Consider the following 14,119-nt stretch of genomic DNA (forward strand, 5'->3'; position numbering starts at 1 on the left):
AACAAACCCATCGGTGCGAGAGCGTACCCGACGCTCGCTCAGGATTCCTGGACTAAGTGCTAGGCCGCGAGTGCTGTGCCTCCCGCGGTCCGCAGCCAGACAATGTCGCCCGCGCTGAGGTCGAGCTGCTCGGCCTCGGTGCGCGTGAGCTGCGCGAAGACCGGCTCGCCCTCGGGCAGCAGGAGCTCGACGCGGACCTCGAAGCCCAGGTAGCTGACCCGCTGGACCTGCGCCTCGCGGCCGCCGCTGTCGGGATCGGGGTCGATCGCGATGTCGTGCGGGCGCACCAATGAGCGATCGAAGCGCGCTACCGGGCCGAGGAAGCCCATCACGAACTGGTTCGCCGGCCGGTCATAGAGCTCGCGCGGCCCGCCGACCTGCTCGATGTGGGCGTTGTCCATCACCGCGATGTTGTCGGCGATCGACATCGCCTCCTCCTGGTCGTGGGTGACCAGGAGCGTGGTGACGTGGACCTCGTCGTGCAGCCGCCGCAGCCACTCGCGCAGCTCGGCGCGGACCTTCGCGTCCAACGCGCCGAACGGCTCGTCGAGCAGCAGCACGCGCGGCTCGACGGCGAGCGCGCGGGCGAGCGCCATCCGCTGGCGCTGGCCGCCTGACAGCTGCTGCGGGTAGCGCGTGGCGAACCCCGCGAGCCCGACGATCGTCAGCAGCTCGTCGACCCGCGAGTCGATGCGCTCCTTCGGCGTCTTGCGGATCTTCAGCCCGAAGGCGACGTTGTCACGCACGGTCATGTGCTTGAAGGCCGCGTAGTGCTGGAACACGAACCCGATGCCGCGCTTCTGCGGCGGGACGCCGGTGACGTCGTCGCCGTGGATCTCCACCGACCCCGAGTCGGCGAACTCGAGCCCGCCGATGATGCGCAGCAGTGTCGACTTGCCCGAGCCGGACGGCCCGAGCAGCGCGGTCAGCGAGCCGTCGGGGATCTCCAGGGACACGTCGTCCAGGGCGACGAAGTCACCGAAGCGCTTCGTCACATGCGACACGGTGATCATGCTCGCCTCCTCTGCAGCGTGGTCATCAGGATCAGGGTCAGGACCGCGAGGCCCATGAGCACCGTCGACGCCGAGTACGCGCCGAAGGCGTTGTGGTCGTCGATGTAGCGGGCGTGGACGAGCAGCGTCAGCGTCTGCGACTCGCCGGGCACGCCGCCGGCGACGACGGTCAGCGCGCCGAACTCGCCGAGCGAGCGCGCCACGGTCAAGACCACGCCGTAGGCGACGCCGATCTTGATCGCGGGCAGCGTGACCCGCCAGAACGTCTGCCACCGCGAGGCGCCGAGGGTCGCCGCCGCCTCCTCCTGCTCGGTGCCGATCTCGTGCAGCACCGGCTCGACCTCGCGCACCACGAACGGCAGCGTCACGAAGGTCGTCGCCAGCACCATGCCCGGCAGCGAGAAGATCACGGGGATCGCGTCGTCGAGCCAGCCGCCGCTCCCCCAGAAGAGGATCAGCGACACGCCGACGATCACCGGCGAGACCGCGAACGGCAGGTCGACGACCGCCTGCAGCAGGCCCTTGCCGCGGAAGTCCCCGCGCGCCAGCGCCAGCGCGGTGACGAGGCCGAAGACGACGTTGAGCGGCACGACGATCGCGACGATCGTCAGCGACAGCGTGATCGCGCTGATCGCCGCGGGGGTCGACACCGACTCCCAGAACGCGACGAACCCGTGCTCGAAGGTGCGGTACAGGATCATCCCCAGCGGGACGAGCACGAGGGCGCCGAGGTAGGCGAGCGCGCTGTAGCGCAGGAGGTACTTCATCGCTTCGGCCTCGTGACGAAGCGGATCACGAACAGCACCGCGAACGAGATCAGCAGCAGCGCCACCGACACCGCCGCGGCGTTGGCCGGCCGGTCGATCTCGATCTGCTTGGCGATGTACTGCGACGCGACCTCGGTCTGACGCGGGATGCCGCCGCCGATCAGCACGACGCTTCCGAACTCGCCGACGGCGCGCGCGAACGCGAGCCCCGCGCCGCCGAGCAGCGCCGGGTACAGCGCGGGCAGGATGATGCGACGGAAGATCGTCCACCCGCCCGCGCCGAGCGACGCGGCGGCCTCCTCCGCCTCGCGATCGACCTCCATCAGCACGGGCTGCACGGAGCGGACCACGAACGGCAGCGTCACGAACGCCAGCGCGACGATCAGCGCGGGCCGCGTGGCGTAGAGGTCGAGCCCGATCGGGCTGCGCGGGCCGTAGAGGCTCAGCAGCACGATCGACGCGACGATCGTCGGCAGCGCGAACGGCAGGTCGATGATCGCGTTGACGAGGTTCTTGCCCTTGAAGTCGTCGCGCACCAGCACCCACGCGATCAGCGTGCCGGTGACGACGTTGATCAGCGCCACGATCGCCGAGATCACGACCGTGATCAGCAGCGCGGCGCGGGCCGCGGGCGCGTTGATCGCGTCCCACAGCCCGCCGATCCCGTTGTCGAGCGACTTCGTCAGCACCGCCGCCAGCGGCAGCAGGACGATGACGCTCAGCCACAGTGACGCGATGCCGAGCCCGAGCGGCCCGACGGCCGCGCCGGTGCTCGCGCGCGCCCGGCGGCGAGGAAGCGCGACCGCCATGCGACTAGCTCGTCGCCTTGTCGTAGATCTTGGCCACCGAGCCCTTGTCCGGGTCGAAGAGCTCGTCGTTGACCTTGCTCCAGCCGCCGAGGTCGTCGATCGTCCACAGCTTCTTCGGCGCCGGGAAGTCGGAGGCGAACTCCTGCGCGACCGTCGGGTCGACCGGGCGGAAGCCGGCCTCGGCCCACGCCTTCTGGCCCTCGGGCGTGTACTGGAAGTCGACGAACGCCTTCGCCTGCTCGAGGTGCTTGGAGGTGTTCACGACCGCGATCGGGTTCTCGATCTTGAACGTCGTGTCGGGCGTGTGGTGCTCGACGGCCTCGCCCGAGCGCTCGGCGAACAGCGCCTCGTTCTCGTAGGAGAGCAGCACGTCGCCGGTGCCCTGCAGGAAGGTCTCGGTCGCCTCGCGGCCGGACTTCGGCTGGACCTTGATGTGGTCGCCGATCAGCTTCGACAGGTACGCGAGACCGGCCTTGGGGTCGGCACCGCCGTTGGACTTCTCGGCGTACGGCGCCAGCAGGTTCCACTTCGCGCTGCCCGAGGAGAACGGGTTGGGCGTGACGACCTCGACGCCCGGCTTGAGCAGGTCGTCCCACGTCGTGATGTTCTTGGGGTTGCCCTTGCGGGTCACGATCGTCACGACCGAGCCGAAGGGGATGCCCTTGTGCTCGTTCTGGTTCCAGCTCGCATCGACGAGACCGGCCTTGACCAGGCGGGTGACGTCGGGCTCGACGCTGAAGTTCACGACGTCGGTCGGCAGGCCGGCCTCGACCTTGCGCGACTGGTCGCCGGAGGCGCCGTAGGACTGGCTGAACGTGATCCCCTTGCCCTCGGGCGTCGCGTCGAACGCGGGGATGACCTTGTCGAAGCCGACCTTCGGCACGGCGTAGGCGACGAGCGACAGCTTCGTCGACGCTCCACCGCCGCCGCTCGCGGCGGACTTCGCGGTGTCGCTGGTGCCGCCGACCTCATCGCTGGCGCCGCCGCACGCCGCCACGACCAGGGCGAGGAGGGCGACCGCCAAGGCAGTGGCGTTCTTCACGGGAAGGGCTCCTTGAAATAGACAAATCCCGACTGGGATTCGCCATATTAGCCCAATACCACTAACCCGATGGGATTTATAACTGTTATCGAGTATGCCAGGCGTCGGGATCGTCCGCCAACGCGTCAACTTGCGTCGGCAGCGACCCCGCGGCGAGGTCCGCGAGCGTGACGTGCTCGACCACGTCGCGCAGGTTCTTGCGCACCGCGATCCACACGCGCTGCAGCGGCTCGGCGGGCCCGGAGTAGGTCACACCCTCGGGCCGTTCGCCACGCACCGCGGCGAGCGGACCGTCGACGGCGCGGATGATGTCGGCCACCGTGATCTCCTCCGCCGGGCGGTTGAGCCTGTGGCCTCCCTCCGCCCCGCGCACGCTCTGGACGAGTCCGGCGTGGCGCAGGTCGGAGAGGATGTTCTCGAGGAAGCGCTGGGGGATTCCCTGGGCGGTCGCGATCGCTTCGGCGCGCACAGGCGCGCCCTTGTCTTGGGCGGCCGCGAGCTCGGCGGCCGCCCGCACCGCGTAATCGGCCTTGGCGGAGACTTTCACCCGCGCATTGTGACCTCCTAGAACGCCGGGAGGACCGCGCCCCGGTACTTCGAGTCGATGAAGTGCTTGACCTCGGGTGACGTCAGCAGCTGCGCGAGCTTCTTCACGCGCGGATCGTTGCGCTCCTCAGGGAGCGTCACGAGGATGTTCTGGTTCGGGTTGTTCTGCGCCTGCTCGAGCGCGAGCGCGTCCTCGGCCGGCGTGAGCTTGGCCTCGAGCGCGTAGTTGCCGTTGATGACGGCGAGGTCCGCGTCGTCGAGCGCGCGCGGCGTCTGCGCGGCTTCGACCTCTGCGAACTTCAGGTTCTTCGGGTTGGCCGCGATGTCGCGGACGGTCGCGGTCTCGCCCGAGTCCTTGAGCGTGATCAGCTGGTTGGCGGCGAGTAGGCGTAGCGCGCGGGCCTCGTTGGTGGCGTCGTTGGGGATTGCCACCTGGGCGCCGTCCGGCACCTCCGTGAGTGCCTTGACCTTCTTGGAGTAGATCCCGAGCGGCTCGATGTGGACGCCGACGATCGAGACCGCCTTGAAGCCCCGCGCCTTCTCCTGGTCGGCCAGGTACGCGGGCGTCTGGAAGTAGTTGGCGTCGAGCTGGTGGTCGACGAGCGCCGTGTTCGGGAGCACGTAGTCCGTGAACTCCTTGACCTCGAGCTTCAGGCCGGCCTTGGGCGCCAGGTCCTTCGCGATGTAGTTGAGGATCTCGGCGTGGGGAACGGGGGAGGCGCCCACCACGAGCGGCTTGTCCGGCGAGCTGTTCGCCGCCGGCTTGGCGTCGTCGCCGCCGCACGCGGCGACACCCAGGGCGAGGGTCGCCAGGGCGAGTGCGAGGAGTCGCATGCGTTTCCTTTCAGGTATGAGAGAGGCGTCTCGCCAAGCGATCGCCGAGGAACTGCAGGACCTGGACGAGGGCCACGAGGACGACCACGGTCGCGACCGTGATGGAGGTCTCGTAGCGCTGGTAGCCGTAGCGGATCGCCACGTCGCCCAGGCCACCGCCGCCCACCGCACCCGCCATCGCGGAGTAGCCGAGGACGCCGATGGTGGTGATGGTCACGCCGGCCACGAGCGAGGGGAGCGCTTCGGGGATGAGGACCTTCGTGACCACGTCGCGGCGACGGGCGCCGGACGCGAGGGCGGCCTCGACCAGGCCGCCCGGGACCTCGCGCAGCGCCGTCTCGACGATCCGCGCGAAGAAGGGGATGGTCGCCAGAGCGAGCGGGACGATCGCGGCGGTGGTGCCGATCGTCGTCCCCACGAGTGCCCGTGTGAGCGGGATCACCGCGACCAGCAGGATGATGAACGGCACCGAGCGCCCGACGTTGACGATCGCGCCGAGCAGCCTGTTCAGGAGCGGCTGCTCGAGGATCTGCCCGCGGCCGCTGATCAACAACAGCACGCCGAGCGCGAGCCCGAGCGGGATCGTCACCGCCATCGCGATGCCGACCATCACGAGCGTCTCGCGGGTCGCCTGCCAGATCAGGGAAGTGGTGTCCTCGTTCACGCCGCGAGCCTCCGGCGCGACTCCACCAGCAGCGCGCGGGTCACGCGCCGCCCGCCGATCCGTTCCGTGACGCTCGCTTCGACGCGCGCGCCGCGCGGCACCTTCAGCTCGGCGTCGTCGAGGAGGACGATCTCGCGCGTGGTCTCGTCGTCGCCGACCTCCACCCGCCCGAACGCGGGTAGCAACCCGGCGGCCAGGCGTGAGTCCCGCCGGGCGACGACCTCGCCGAGCGGGCCGTGCTCGACGACCTTGCCCGCGTCGAGCAGCGCGACCGAGTCGCAGACTCGGCGGACGACGTCCAGCTCGTGCGTGATCAGCAGAACCGTGAGGCCCAGCTCGGCGTTGATCGCCCGCAGCAGATCGAGCACCGAGCTCGTCGTCTCGGCGTCGAGCGCGGACGTCGCCTCGTCGGAAAGCAGGATCGAGGGCTCGCTCGCCAGCGCGCGGGCGATGCCCACCCGCTGTTTCTGGCCGCCGGAGAGTTGCGCGGGGTGCGAGGACGCGCGGTCGGCGAGCCCGACCAGGTCGAGCAGCTCCAGCGCGCGGCGCCGGCGCTCGGCACGGTCCACGCCCGCGATCTCCAACGGCAGCGCGACGTTCTCGGCCGCCGTCCGCGAGCTCAGGAGGTTGAACTGCTGGAAGATCATCCCGATCCGGCGGCGCGTGGCGCGCAGCTCGGCGCCGCGCATGGTCGTCACGTCGCGGCCGTCGATCAGGACTCGGCCGGAGGTCGGTTCCTCCAACCGGTTGATGCAGCGGATCAGCGTGCTCTTGCCGGTTCCGCTGCGGCCGATGACGCCGACGATCTCGCCCTCAGGGACGGTCAGGTCGACGCCATCGAGCGCGGTGACACCGTTCGGGAAGACCTTTCTCAACTGCCGGATCTCGAGCATCGAGCCCGGCAGGATAGAAAGGCACTAAATCAGATTGGATTTAGACCTATTAACCCGCGGCGGCCTTGATCGTCTTGTCGAACTTCAGGTTGCCGTTGGCGATCGAGTAGACGCCGTAGTCGGTCAGCGACGTGTCGCCGTTGGCGTCGATCGAGTACGTCCCGAGCACCGACTTGCGGTCCTTGGTGTTGAACAGCGCCTTGAGGATGTCGGCCTTGTCGCCGGTCCCGGAGCGCTTGATCGCGTCCAGGGCGAGCTCCATCGCCTCATACCCATAGATCGCGTACGGGTCCGGGTTCTGCTCGCCGAACTTCTCGGTGTAGGACTTGAAGAACTCCTGGCCGGCGGGCGGATACTCGGTCGGGTCCAGCGTCGCGATCGTGACCTTGGTGCGGTTGGCGACCTCGGTCGGGAGGCCGTCCTTCGTGCTGGCGAAGGTGGTGTCGGCGACGCCGTCCGGCCCGTAGAGCTTCGCCTTGGGCAGGGCCGCGGCGAAGTCCTTGAACACCTGTACCGCGTTGTTGGCGGTGATGCCGGCGAAGACCATGCAGTCGTCGTTGGCGGCCTTGGCGTTCTGTGCCAGCGAGCGATAGTTGGGCGCGTTCTTGTCGATCGCCTCGTTGGAGGAGATGGTGAGGCCTTGGGCCTTTGCCGAGGACTCGATGTTGCTCGCGAGGCCTGCGCCGTAGACCTCCTTGTCGTTGAGCAGCTGCACCTTGGTGCAGCCGTCCTGCTTCATCAGCGTCGCCAGGGCGGCGCCTTGGATCGTGTCCTTCGGGACGATGCGGACGTACGTCCGCTTCCCCGTCGGGTAGTACTTGTCCGGCTCTCCCGGGGTCGCGCCCGGGTCGTTCGTGGTCAGGCCGACCGCGGTGTTCGACGGGCTGATCTGCGGGATGCCGGCCTCGTTGAGGATCGGGATCGACACCGCGCTCGCACCCGAGTTGAACTCGCCGAGGTACAGCGCGGTGGACTTGTCCTGCGCCGCCTTGCGCGCGTTGGCCGAGGTCTGCTCAGGGGTCCAGGTGCCGGCCTGGGCGGTCGAGTCGTCCAGCGGGTCGTACTTGACCAGGAAGTTCCCGGCCTTCCCGCCGGCCTGCTCGAGCGCGAGCTTCGCGCCGTTGACCGCGGCTTCGGACGGCGCGCGCCCAGCACCTTGCAGCGGGTACGACGAGTAGATCGTCAGCGTCTTCGGCGCCGGTGTTCCGGACGACGATGCCTTGGTGCTCGAGCTGTCGCTACCACAGGCGGCGACGCCGATTCCGAGCACGGCGACGAGGCAGCCGGAGGCCGCCATGGAACGTGATTGCATGAAACCCCCTCCAGAAGGGATTGTTCGATGCAATCGTCGCCAGCGTGCCTTGCGATCCGATGAGGGAACTGTTGTGGCTGCGTTAGCCCGCGTTCCAGCGATCGAACACGCGGTACTCGTGCTCGAAGCCGAGCTCGGACAGCGTCGCGGTGTCGAGCTTGAAGTCGGCGCCGTGCTGCGGCGGCAGGTTCAGCCAGCGTGCGCCGAGGATCCGCAGGATGTGGCCGTGGGCGAACAGCGCGACGTCGCCACCCGCGGCCAGCGCGCGGGCGATCACGCGGTCCACCCGCTCCGCCGCCTGTGCGAGCGTCTCGCCACCCGGGTCCTGCCACACGGTCCAGCCGGGACGCTGCTCACGGATCTCCACCGTCGTGCGACCTTCATATGGCCCGTAATCGAGCTCGACGAGGTCCGGCTCGAGCACGGGCTCGTACCCGGCGAGCCGCGCGGTCTCGACCGCCCGCTGCCGCGGCGAGGCGAGCACGAGCGCGAACTCACGGCCGGCGAGGCGGGCGCGCAGGGTGCGCGCGGCATCGCGGCCGCGCTCCGTGAGGGGGATGTCCGTCGTCGACGTGTGGCGCCCGGACGCGCTCCACTCCGTCTCGCCGTGACGGGCGAGGACGATCACGTGAACCTCCTCGCCAGCGCGATCACCGCGTCCGCGTGCCGCTTCGCCGGCGCGCGGCCCGCTTTGAGCTCGACCACGAACGCGCTGCCGTCGTGCAGGAGGCGGTTCTGCCAGCCGATCGCCGTGCCGCGATAGGCCGGCAGCGAGCGCAGCGGCAGGCCGGTGCGGCGGGCGTACTCACGTTGGATCGCCGGGTCGGCGCCCGGTGCGCGCACGGTGATGCCGAGGTGCTGGTGGTAGTAGATCCCGAGCTGCGGGCGCACGCGGCGGACGAGCCGCATCAGCGCCTTCGTCTCAGGCTCGGACCCCGCCTTCGGGCCGGGGTAGTAGGTCCCGCGCGCACCGCCGCGCCAGCGCCAGGGGAAGTTGCGGTTCAGGTCGACGCCGCGGGCGTTCTGCCGCGTGTCCGCCGCGCGCCCGTCGGGGTTGCCCGTGCGCACGAGCCAGAACGTCACGCCCTCCACCTCCGCGGACCGCAATCGCGCCACGATCGCCTCACCCGCGGGCTCGTTGCCGTGCACGTCCCCGACCACCAACACGTTCACCGCCGCCCCTTCCTCACCCACCCGCGTGACCCGCAACTCGCGCCCCTCCACGGAGTGCCCGATGACCATCGTGGCGAGCGCGGCGGCGACCAGCACCCACGCAACATAAAGGGGCCAGGCCCCTTTATGTTGGGTGCGTGCGGGTGGTGATCGTGGGTGCGGGGGTCTTCGGCGCGTCGCTGGCGTGGACGCTGGCCGGGCGGGGGGACGAGGTGGTGCTCGTCGATCAGTTCGAGCCCGGCGATCGGCGGGCGACGTCGGGCGGGGAGACGCGGCTGATCCGCTGCGGGCATGGCGCGGAGACCGACTACACGGCGATGGCGCGGCGCGCGTGGGCGCTCTGGCGTGAGCTGGACGCCGACGTCCTCACCGAGACCGGCGTGTGCTGGTTCTCGCACGCGGACGACGACTGGGTGGCGGAGTCCGAGGCGAGCTTGCGCGAGCTCGGCATCCCGGCCGAGCGGTGGTCGGTCGACGACGCGGCCAAGCGGTTCCCGAGCCTGAGCGTCGACGACCTGTCGTGGGTGCTGTACGAGCCCGAGGCGGGCGTGCTGCAGGCGCAGAAGGCGGTGCGGGCGCTGGTCGCCCAGGCGCAGGCCCGCGGCGCGGAACTCGTCCGCGGCCGTGCGAAGCCCCATGGCGACGCCGTCCTGGTCGACGGCGCGGCGTTGGAAGGCGACCGCGTCGTGTGGAGCTGCGGCGGGTGGCTGTCATCGCTCTTCCCCGACGTGGTCGAGGTCCGCGTGGCGCTGCAGGAGCTGTTCTTCTTCGCCGGCGGGCCGGCCTGGCGCGACGTGCCGTCCTGGATCGACCCGGGGCACAACATGTACGGCACGCCCGACCTGCACGGGCACGGCGTGAAGGTCGCCTGCGACGACACCGGCCCGGCGCTGGACCCGGACGCCGAGCTCCCGCCGGCGAGCGAGACGGGCGAGAAGCGGGCGCGCGACTACCTCGCCGCCCGCTTCCCGGCGCTCGCGGACGCGCCGTTGGCCGGGAGCACGACGTGCCGCTACGAGCTCTCCGCCGACACCCACTTCATCGTCGCGCCGCACCCCGACCACGCGTCCGTGTGGCTCGTCGGCGGCGGGTCGGGCCGCGGCTTCAAGCACGGCCCGGCGCTGGCGGAGCGGATCGTCGCGGACTGGGACGGCAAGGCGGCGCTGCCGGCCCACTTCGGCCTCGCCGGGCGCTCGCTCAGGGGCGCGGGCTGGCGGTTCTGACGGCCACGAACCACGGGCCGTCGTGCAGCACCTCGCCGCCGCCGAGCTCCTCCGCGAGCCCGGCGCCGGTGAACCAGCGCTTGTAGACCGCGTGTGTCGAGCCGTCGTCGAGCACCCGCTCCTGCCACGCCTCGGGCCGGCCGTCGGGCCGCAGCGCGGAGTCGACGATCACGAGCTCGTCACGCGGCAGCGCGTTCAGCGCCTCACGCTGGTCGGCATCGAGATGCCCGTAGAAGTGCGACGAGAAGATCCGCGTGTAGCCCGGCCGCGGCGCCAGCGCGTCGCCGACCTCGAACGTCGCGTCCTTGCAGCGCGCGCCCGCGATCTCGATCATCGCCGCGCTCTGGTCGACGCCGTGCACCTCGCCCGGGAGATGGCGGGTGATGAAGCCGGTCCCGCACGCGAGGTCGAGCGTCCGCGCCGGCGGCAGCGCCAGCAGCACGTCGATCAACGCGGACACGTCCTGGTACCAGCCCGGCCGGTCGCGCTGCTCGAAGAGCCCCGCCCCGAGCCACCAATCGTCGTATTCCGCCGCCCGCTTCTCGTAGTACGCCCGCATCGCCGCATTCATCACCCGCTAGCGTGGCAGGAACGATGCCCGCGTTGATCTTCGACCTCGACGGAACGCTCATCGACACCGTCTACGCCCACGTGTTCTCCTGGCAGAAGGCGTTCCTGGAAGCCGACATGTCGATCGACGGCTGGCGCATCCACCGCAAGATCGGGATGAGCGGCGGCCTGTTCACCCGCGCGGTCAGCCGCGAGATCGGTCACGACCTCTCGGACGAGCAGGCGCGCGACCTCCAGGCCGTCCACGACCGCCTGTTCCGCGAGATGCTCCCGGCCGACGAACGCCGCCCGCTGCCGGGCGCGAAGGAGATCCTCGTCGAGTTGCGCAACCGCGGCGTCACCCACGGCATCGCCACCTCGGGCAGCCGGCCCGGCATCGACGCGAGCCTCGCCGCGCTCGAGGTGCCGGACGACATGGTCGTCGTCCAGCGCGGCGACGTCGCCCGCGCCAAGCCCGAGCCAGACCTGTTCCTCGAGTGCGCGCGGCGACTGAACGTCGAGCCCGAGGACTGCTACGTGATCGGCGACGCCGTGTGGGACCTGCTGGCCGCCCGCCGCGCGCGGATGCTGAGCATCGGCCTGCTCTCAGGCGGCTACGGCGCCGACGAGTTGCAGGGCGCGGGCGCGTACCGCGTCTACCGCGACGCCGCCGAGCTTCAGAGCTCGCTCGACGAACTCGGCGTCTAGGGGCCCGCCGAAGCGTCCCGGCACACCTGCTGCAGCACATCCGCAGCGCCTCGCGCCACCCGCGCTGCTCACGGCCCAGAGGGCCGCATCGCGAGCGCGTGCGTCACGTGTCACTGGCGGCTGCACCACATCAGGCGGGCCGATCACGCTTCGGCGAACCCCTGCCCCGCACAAAGGAGCGCGATCCGCATCGAGCTCTCGCCGCCTGACCCCTTCGTCGGGCCGATCCCCCGGTTCAGGCCGTCGCCGGACGAGACGAGCGTCGTGGTCTGCGTCGTGAGATCGCGGAGGAAGATCCCGCGCGCCGGGTTGCACTTGGCGGGCGAGAGGTTGTAGGCGTCGGAGGTGAACGCGACGCGCGTGCCGTCGGCGCTCAATGATGGGTGCGAGGAGCCGCCGAAGGCCGGCGCGCCGGCGACGCCCGAGGCGCGTGAGGCGAGCACGGTCGTGCCCGCGTCCAGGTCGCGCACGTAGACGCCGGTGTCGTCCTCTCCCGCGCCGCGGGCCGTGAACGCGACCCGCGTCCCGTCGTCGGAGAGCGACGGCTCGGCGGCCGAGGACGACGCGGCCGGGGGCGCGACGACGGTGTCGGCGCCCGACGCCGTGTCGTGGACGATCACGCGGGGCCCGCGCGTGAACGCGACCCGGCTGCCGCCGCGGCTCACGACCGGGTCCCACGCGTCCCCGGAGGACACGCGCGTCGTCACCCCCGCCGCCAGGTCGCGCAGGAACACGCCGTCGACGGCCGTGAACGCGAGATAGCGGCCGTCCGGCGAGAGCGCGGGCTCGTAGATATCGCCCGCGCCCGCCGGCGGCACCACCCGCGTCGCGCGCCCACGGCGCAGGTCCGCCACCCACACGTCGAGCGCCCCGCGCGACGACTCCGACGTCTCGTACGCGACCGTCCGCCCGTCCGCCGACAGCGACGGGTTGTACGCGGAGTGGTGGTCGCGCGAGAAGTCGATGCCGAGCGACGCGAGCTGGGACCGCCCGGTCTTCGTGTCGGTCACGTAGACGCGCATCTGGCCGTAGCGCTTGGCGAAGTTCAGGTTGCCCTCCGCCGACTCGAACGCGACGTAGCGCCCGTCCCCCGACACGGCCGGGTTGTAGGCCGAGCGCGGGGTGCGCCGCTCGGCCGACCGCAGCGCGGCGACGGCGCCGAGCGCACCGGTGGCGACGCTGATCTCCCCGCGCGCCTTGGCCGTGGCCAGCTTCGCGTCGTAGGACTCGTACGCGACGTGCTCGCCGTCGGCCGCGAGCACGGCGTTGTTGGAGTAGTTGGAGGCGGTGGCGATCGAGCCGCGCGGCTGCTTGAGCGGCGGCGGGCCGTTGTAGCGCGTCTGCTGCAGCCAGCGCGGGACCTGGCGGAGCTGGCGGGCGAGCAGCCGTCGTGCCTGCGATGGCGGGATCGCCCGCCCGCGGACGCCGCGCTGCACCATGTCGCGCAACGTCTGCTCGGCGGCGCCCTGCGCGTGCGCTCGCGACTTGCCGTTCAGGCGGCAGATCATCAGCGGCGAGAGCTCCGAGCGCCGCAGGTAGCGGAACCGCGTCGTCGAGGTGCCGAAGATGGCCGGCGCGGCGTCCGGGATCGCGTCCTGGTGCAGCGAGTGGAAGAAGATGTGCTGCGAGAGGTGGCCCTGCGTCAAGGTCCGCAGCGCCCTGGACTCGAGCAGCGCCATCCGCCCCGGCTCGTGCAGCTTGCCCTGCCAGGGCTTCACCAGCTCGCGCGCGAGGTCTTGCGCCTCCCAGCCGTGCAGCGCGGCCAGCCCGGCGAGGTTGCGCGTGTCGTCGCGCAGCCAGCGCCACACGTCCCCGCGCGTCACGCCCAGGAGCGAGTAGAGCCGCGTCTCGTCGTAGGGCAGCCAGTGCTGCATCACCCACGTCTCGTTCGGCAGCCAGTGGGGCGGCGAGCCCGGCGGCGCCTCGGAGTCCAGCGACTGCGTCTGCGGCTTGGCGCCCTGCGCGTACGCCGTCGGGGCCATCAACAACGCGACCAGCAACGCCAACGCCACCCTCATGGCCGCGAGCCTACTCCCGCAGCCGGTCGCCCAACTCCCGCGCGTCCGCGAACAGCGTCTCGCGCAGCGACCGGTTGTAGATCGCCGCCGCGGGGTGGTAGAGCGGGAACAGCCAGTCGTCGAGCAGCTGCCCGTGGACCTCGGCGATCTTCGCGTCGGGCGCGAAGTGCTTCAAAGCATGGCGCCCCAGCGGCACCACGAAGCGCGGAGCGATCAGCTCGCGCTCGCGCTCCAGCCACGGCATGCAGTGGGCGATCTCCGCGGGCTTGGGGTCGCGGTTCTTCGGCGGGCGCGCCTTGACCACGTTGGTGATCCAGACGTCCTCCCGGACCAACCCCGCCTCGGCGAGCAGCTCGTCGAGGAGCTTGCCCGCGCGGCCGACGAACGGGCGTCCGAGCTGGTCCTCGGTCGCGCCCGGCGCCTCGCCCACGAACATGACCCGCGCCGCGGGATTCCCTTCCCCGGGAACCATCCGCGACGCGGTCATGCACGGTTCGAAGTCACAGCCCGTGTGGGCCACGATCTCGTCGCGCAGGAGCAGCAGGTCGGCGGTCATGGCGACCGCCGA

At 70.9% G+C, this 14,119-nt stretch carries 16 protein-coding genes; 2 read left to right on the top strand and 14 right to left on the bottom strand.

The window, feature by feature from the left end; translation table 11 throughout:
* Positions 1 to 59: 59 nt before the first annotated feature.
* The 11 genes from G569_RS0136850 to G569_RS59850 form a co-directional block, all read right to left on the bottom strand.
* Positions 60 to 1,013: a sulfate/molybdate ABC transporter ATP-binding protein gene (locus G569_RS0136850; RefSeq protein WP_028067120.1), complete on the bottom strand. Its 954-nt coding sequence runs from the start codon at positions 1,011 to 1,013 to the stop codon at positions 60 to 62.
* The gene (locus G569_RS0136855; RefSeq protein WP_028067121.1) at positions 1,010 to 1,780 is read right to left on the bottom strand and encodes a sulfate ABC transporter permease; all 771 of its coding nucleotides are present in this window, start codon (positions 1,778 to 1,780) and stop codon (positions 1,010 to 1,012) included. The genes G569_RS0136850 and G569_RS0136855 overlap by 4 nt, the downstream gene beginning before the upstream one ends.
* The gene (gene cysT, locus G569_RS0136860) at positions 1,777 to 2,589 is read right to left on the bottom strand and encodes a sulfate ABC transporter permease subunit CysT (protein WP_028067122.1); all 813 of its coding nucleotides are present in this window, start codon (positions 2,587 to 2,589) and stop codon (positions 1,777 to 1,779) included. Before cysT ends, G569_RS0136855 begins: the two co-directional genes overlap by 4 nt.
* Positions 2,590 to 2,593: 4 nt before the next feature.
* A complete protein-coding gene (locus G569_RS0136865; protein WP_028067123.1) occupies positions 2,594 to 3,631 on the bottom strand; it encodes a sulfate ABC transporter substrate-binding protein in 1,038 nt (345 codons plus the stop codon).
* 85 nt (positions 3,632 to 3,716) lie between these two features.
* Positions 3,717 to 4,178: an RrF2 family transcriptional regulator gene (locus G569_RS0136870; RefSeq protein WP_028067124.1), complete on the bottom strand. Its 462-nt coding sequence runs from the start codon at positions 4,176 to 4,178 to the stop codon at positions 3,717 to 3,719.
* Between the two features lie 17 nt (positions 4,179 to 4,195).
* Entirely contained in the window at positions 4,196 to 5,011 is an 816-nt protein-coding gene (locus tag G569_RS0136875; RefSeq protein ID WP_028067125.1) for a MetQ/NlpA family ABC transporter substrate-binding protein, read from the bottom strand.
* A gap of 10 nt (positions 5,012 to 5,021) precedes the next feature.
* Entirely contained in the window at positions 5,022 to 5,675 is a 654-nt protein-coding gene (locus G569_RS0136880) for a methionine ABC transporter permease (RefSeq protein WP_028067126.1), read from the bottom strand.
* On the bottom strand, positions 5,672 to 6,568 hold the full coding sequence (locus G569_RS54740; RefSeq protein ID WP_053227553.1) for a methionine ABC transporter ATP-binding protein: 897 nt from the start codon (positions 6,566 to 6,568) through the stop codon (positions 5,672 to 5,674). The genes G569_RS0136880 and G569_RS54740 overlap by 4 nt, the downstream gene beginning before the upstream one ends.
* A 49-nt stretch (positions 6,569 to 6,617) precedes the next feature.
* Positions 6,618 to 7,880: a branched-chain amino acid ABC transporter substrate-binding protein gene (locus G569_RS54745; protein WP_084286144.1), complete on the bottom strand. Its 1,263-nt coding sequence runs from the start codon at positions 7,878 to 7,880 to the stop codon at positions 6,618 to 6,620.
* A gap of 82 nt (positions 7,881 to 7,962) precedes the next feature.
* On the bottom strand, positions 7,963 to 8,508 hold the full coding sequence (locus G569_RS0136895) for a histidine phosphatase family protein (RefSeq protein WP_028067127.1): 546 nt from the start codon (positions 8,506 to 8,508) through the stop codon (positions 7,963 to 7,965).
* Positions 8,505 to 9,149, bottom strand: coding sequence for a M14 family zinc carboxypeptidase (locus G569_RS59850; protein ID WP_053227555.1), 645 nt, complete (start codon positions 9,147 to 9,149; stop codon positions 8,505 to 8,507). The genes G569_RS0136895 and G569_RS59850 overlap by 4 nt, the downstream gene beginning before the upstream one ends.
* 41 nt (positions 9,150 to 9,190) lie before the next feature.
* On the opposite strand from G569_RS59850, the gene G569_RS0136905 reads away from it, so the two are divergent.
* Complete coding sequence (locus G569_RS0136905; RefSeq protein WP_084286146.1) at positions 9,191 to 10,276, top strand: FAD-dependent oxidoreductase; 1,086 nt, start codon at positions 9,191 to 9,193, stop codon at positions 10,274 to 10,276.
* On the opposite strand, the gene G569_RS0136910 is transcribed toward G569_RS0136905, so the two are convergent.
* Entirely contained in the window at positions 10,251 to 10,847 is a 597-nt protein-coding gene (locus G569_RS0136910) for a class I SAM-dependent DNA methyltransferase (protein ID WP_028067129.1), read from the bottom strand. The genes G569_RS0136905 and G569_RS0136910 overlap by 26 nt on opposite strands.
* Before the next feature lie 23 nt (positions 10,848 to 10,870).
* Here G569_RS0136910 and G569_RS0136915 point away from each other — a divergent pair, with 23 nt between their 5' ends.
* On the top strand, positions 10,871 to 11,533 hold the full coding sequence (locus G569_RS0136915; RefSeq protein WP_028067130.1) for an HAD family hydrolase: 663 nt from the start codon (positions 10,871 to 10,873) through the stop codon (positions 11,531 to 11,533).
* A 143-nt stretch (positions 11,534 to 11,676) separates the two neighbouring features.
* Here the strand turns inward: G569_RS0136915 and G569_RS0136920 are convergent, their stop codons facing one another.
* Complete coding sequence (locus G569_RS0136920) at positions 11,677 to 13,551, bottom strand: TolB family protein (RefSeq protein ID WP_157592563.1); 1,875 nt, start codon at positions 13,549 to 13,551, stop codon at positions 11,677 to 11,679.
* Positions 13,552 to 13,561: 10 nt separating this feature from the next.
* Complete coding sequence (locus G569_RS54755; RefSeq protein WP_053227556.1) at positions 13,562 to 14,107, bottom strand: uracil-DNA glycosylase; 546 nt, start codon at positions 14,105 to 14,107, stop codon at positions 13,562 to 13,564.
* Positions 14,108 to 14,119: the final 12 nt, after the last annotated feature.

The organism is Solirubrobacter soli DSM 22325, assembly GCF_000423665.1.
GTDB classification, from domain to species: Bacteria; Actinomycetota; Thermoleophilia; order Solirubrobacterales; family Solirubrobacteraceae; genus Solirubrobacter; species Solirubrobacter soli.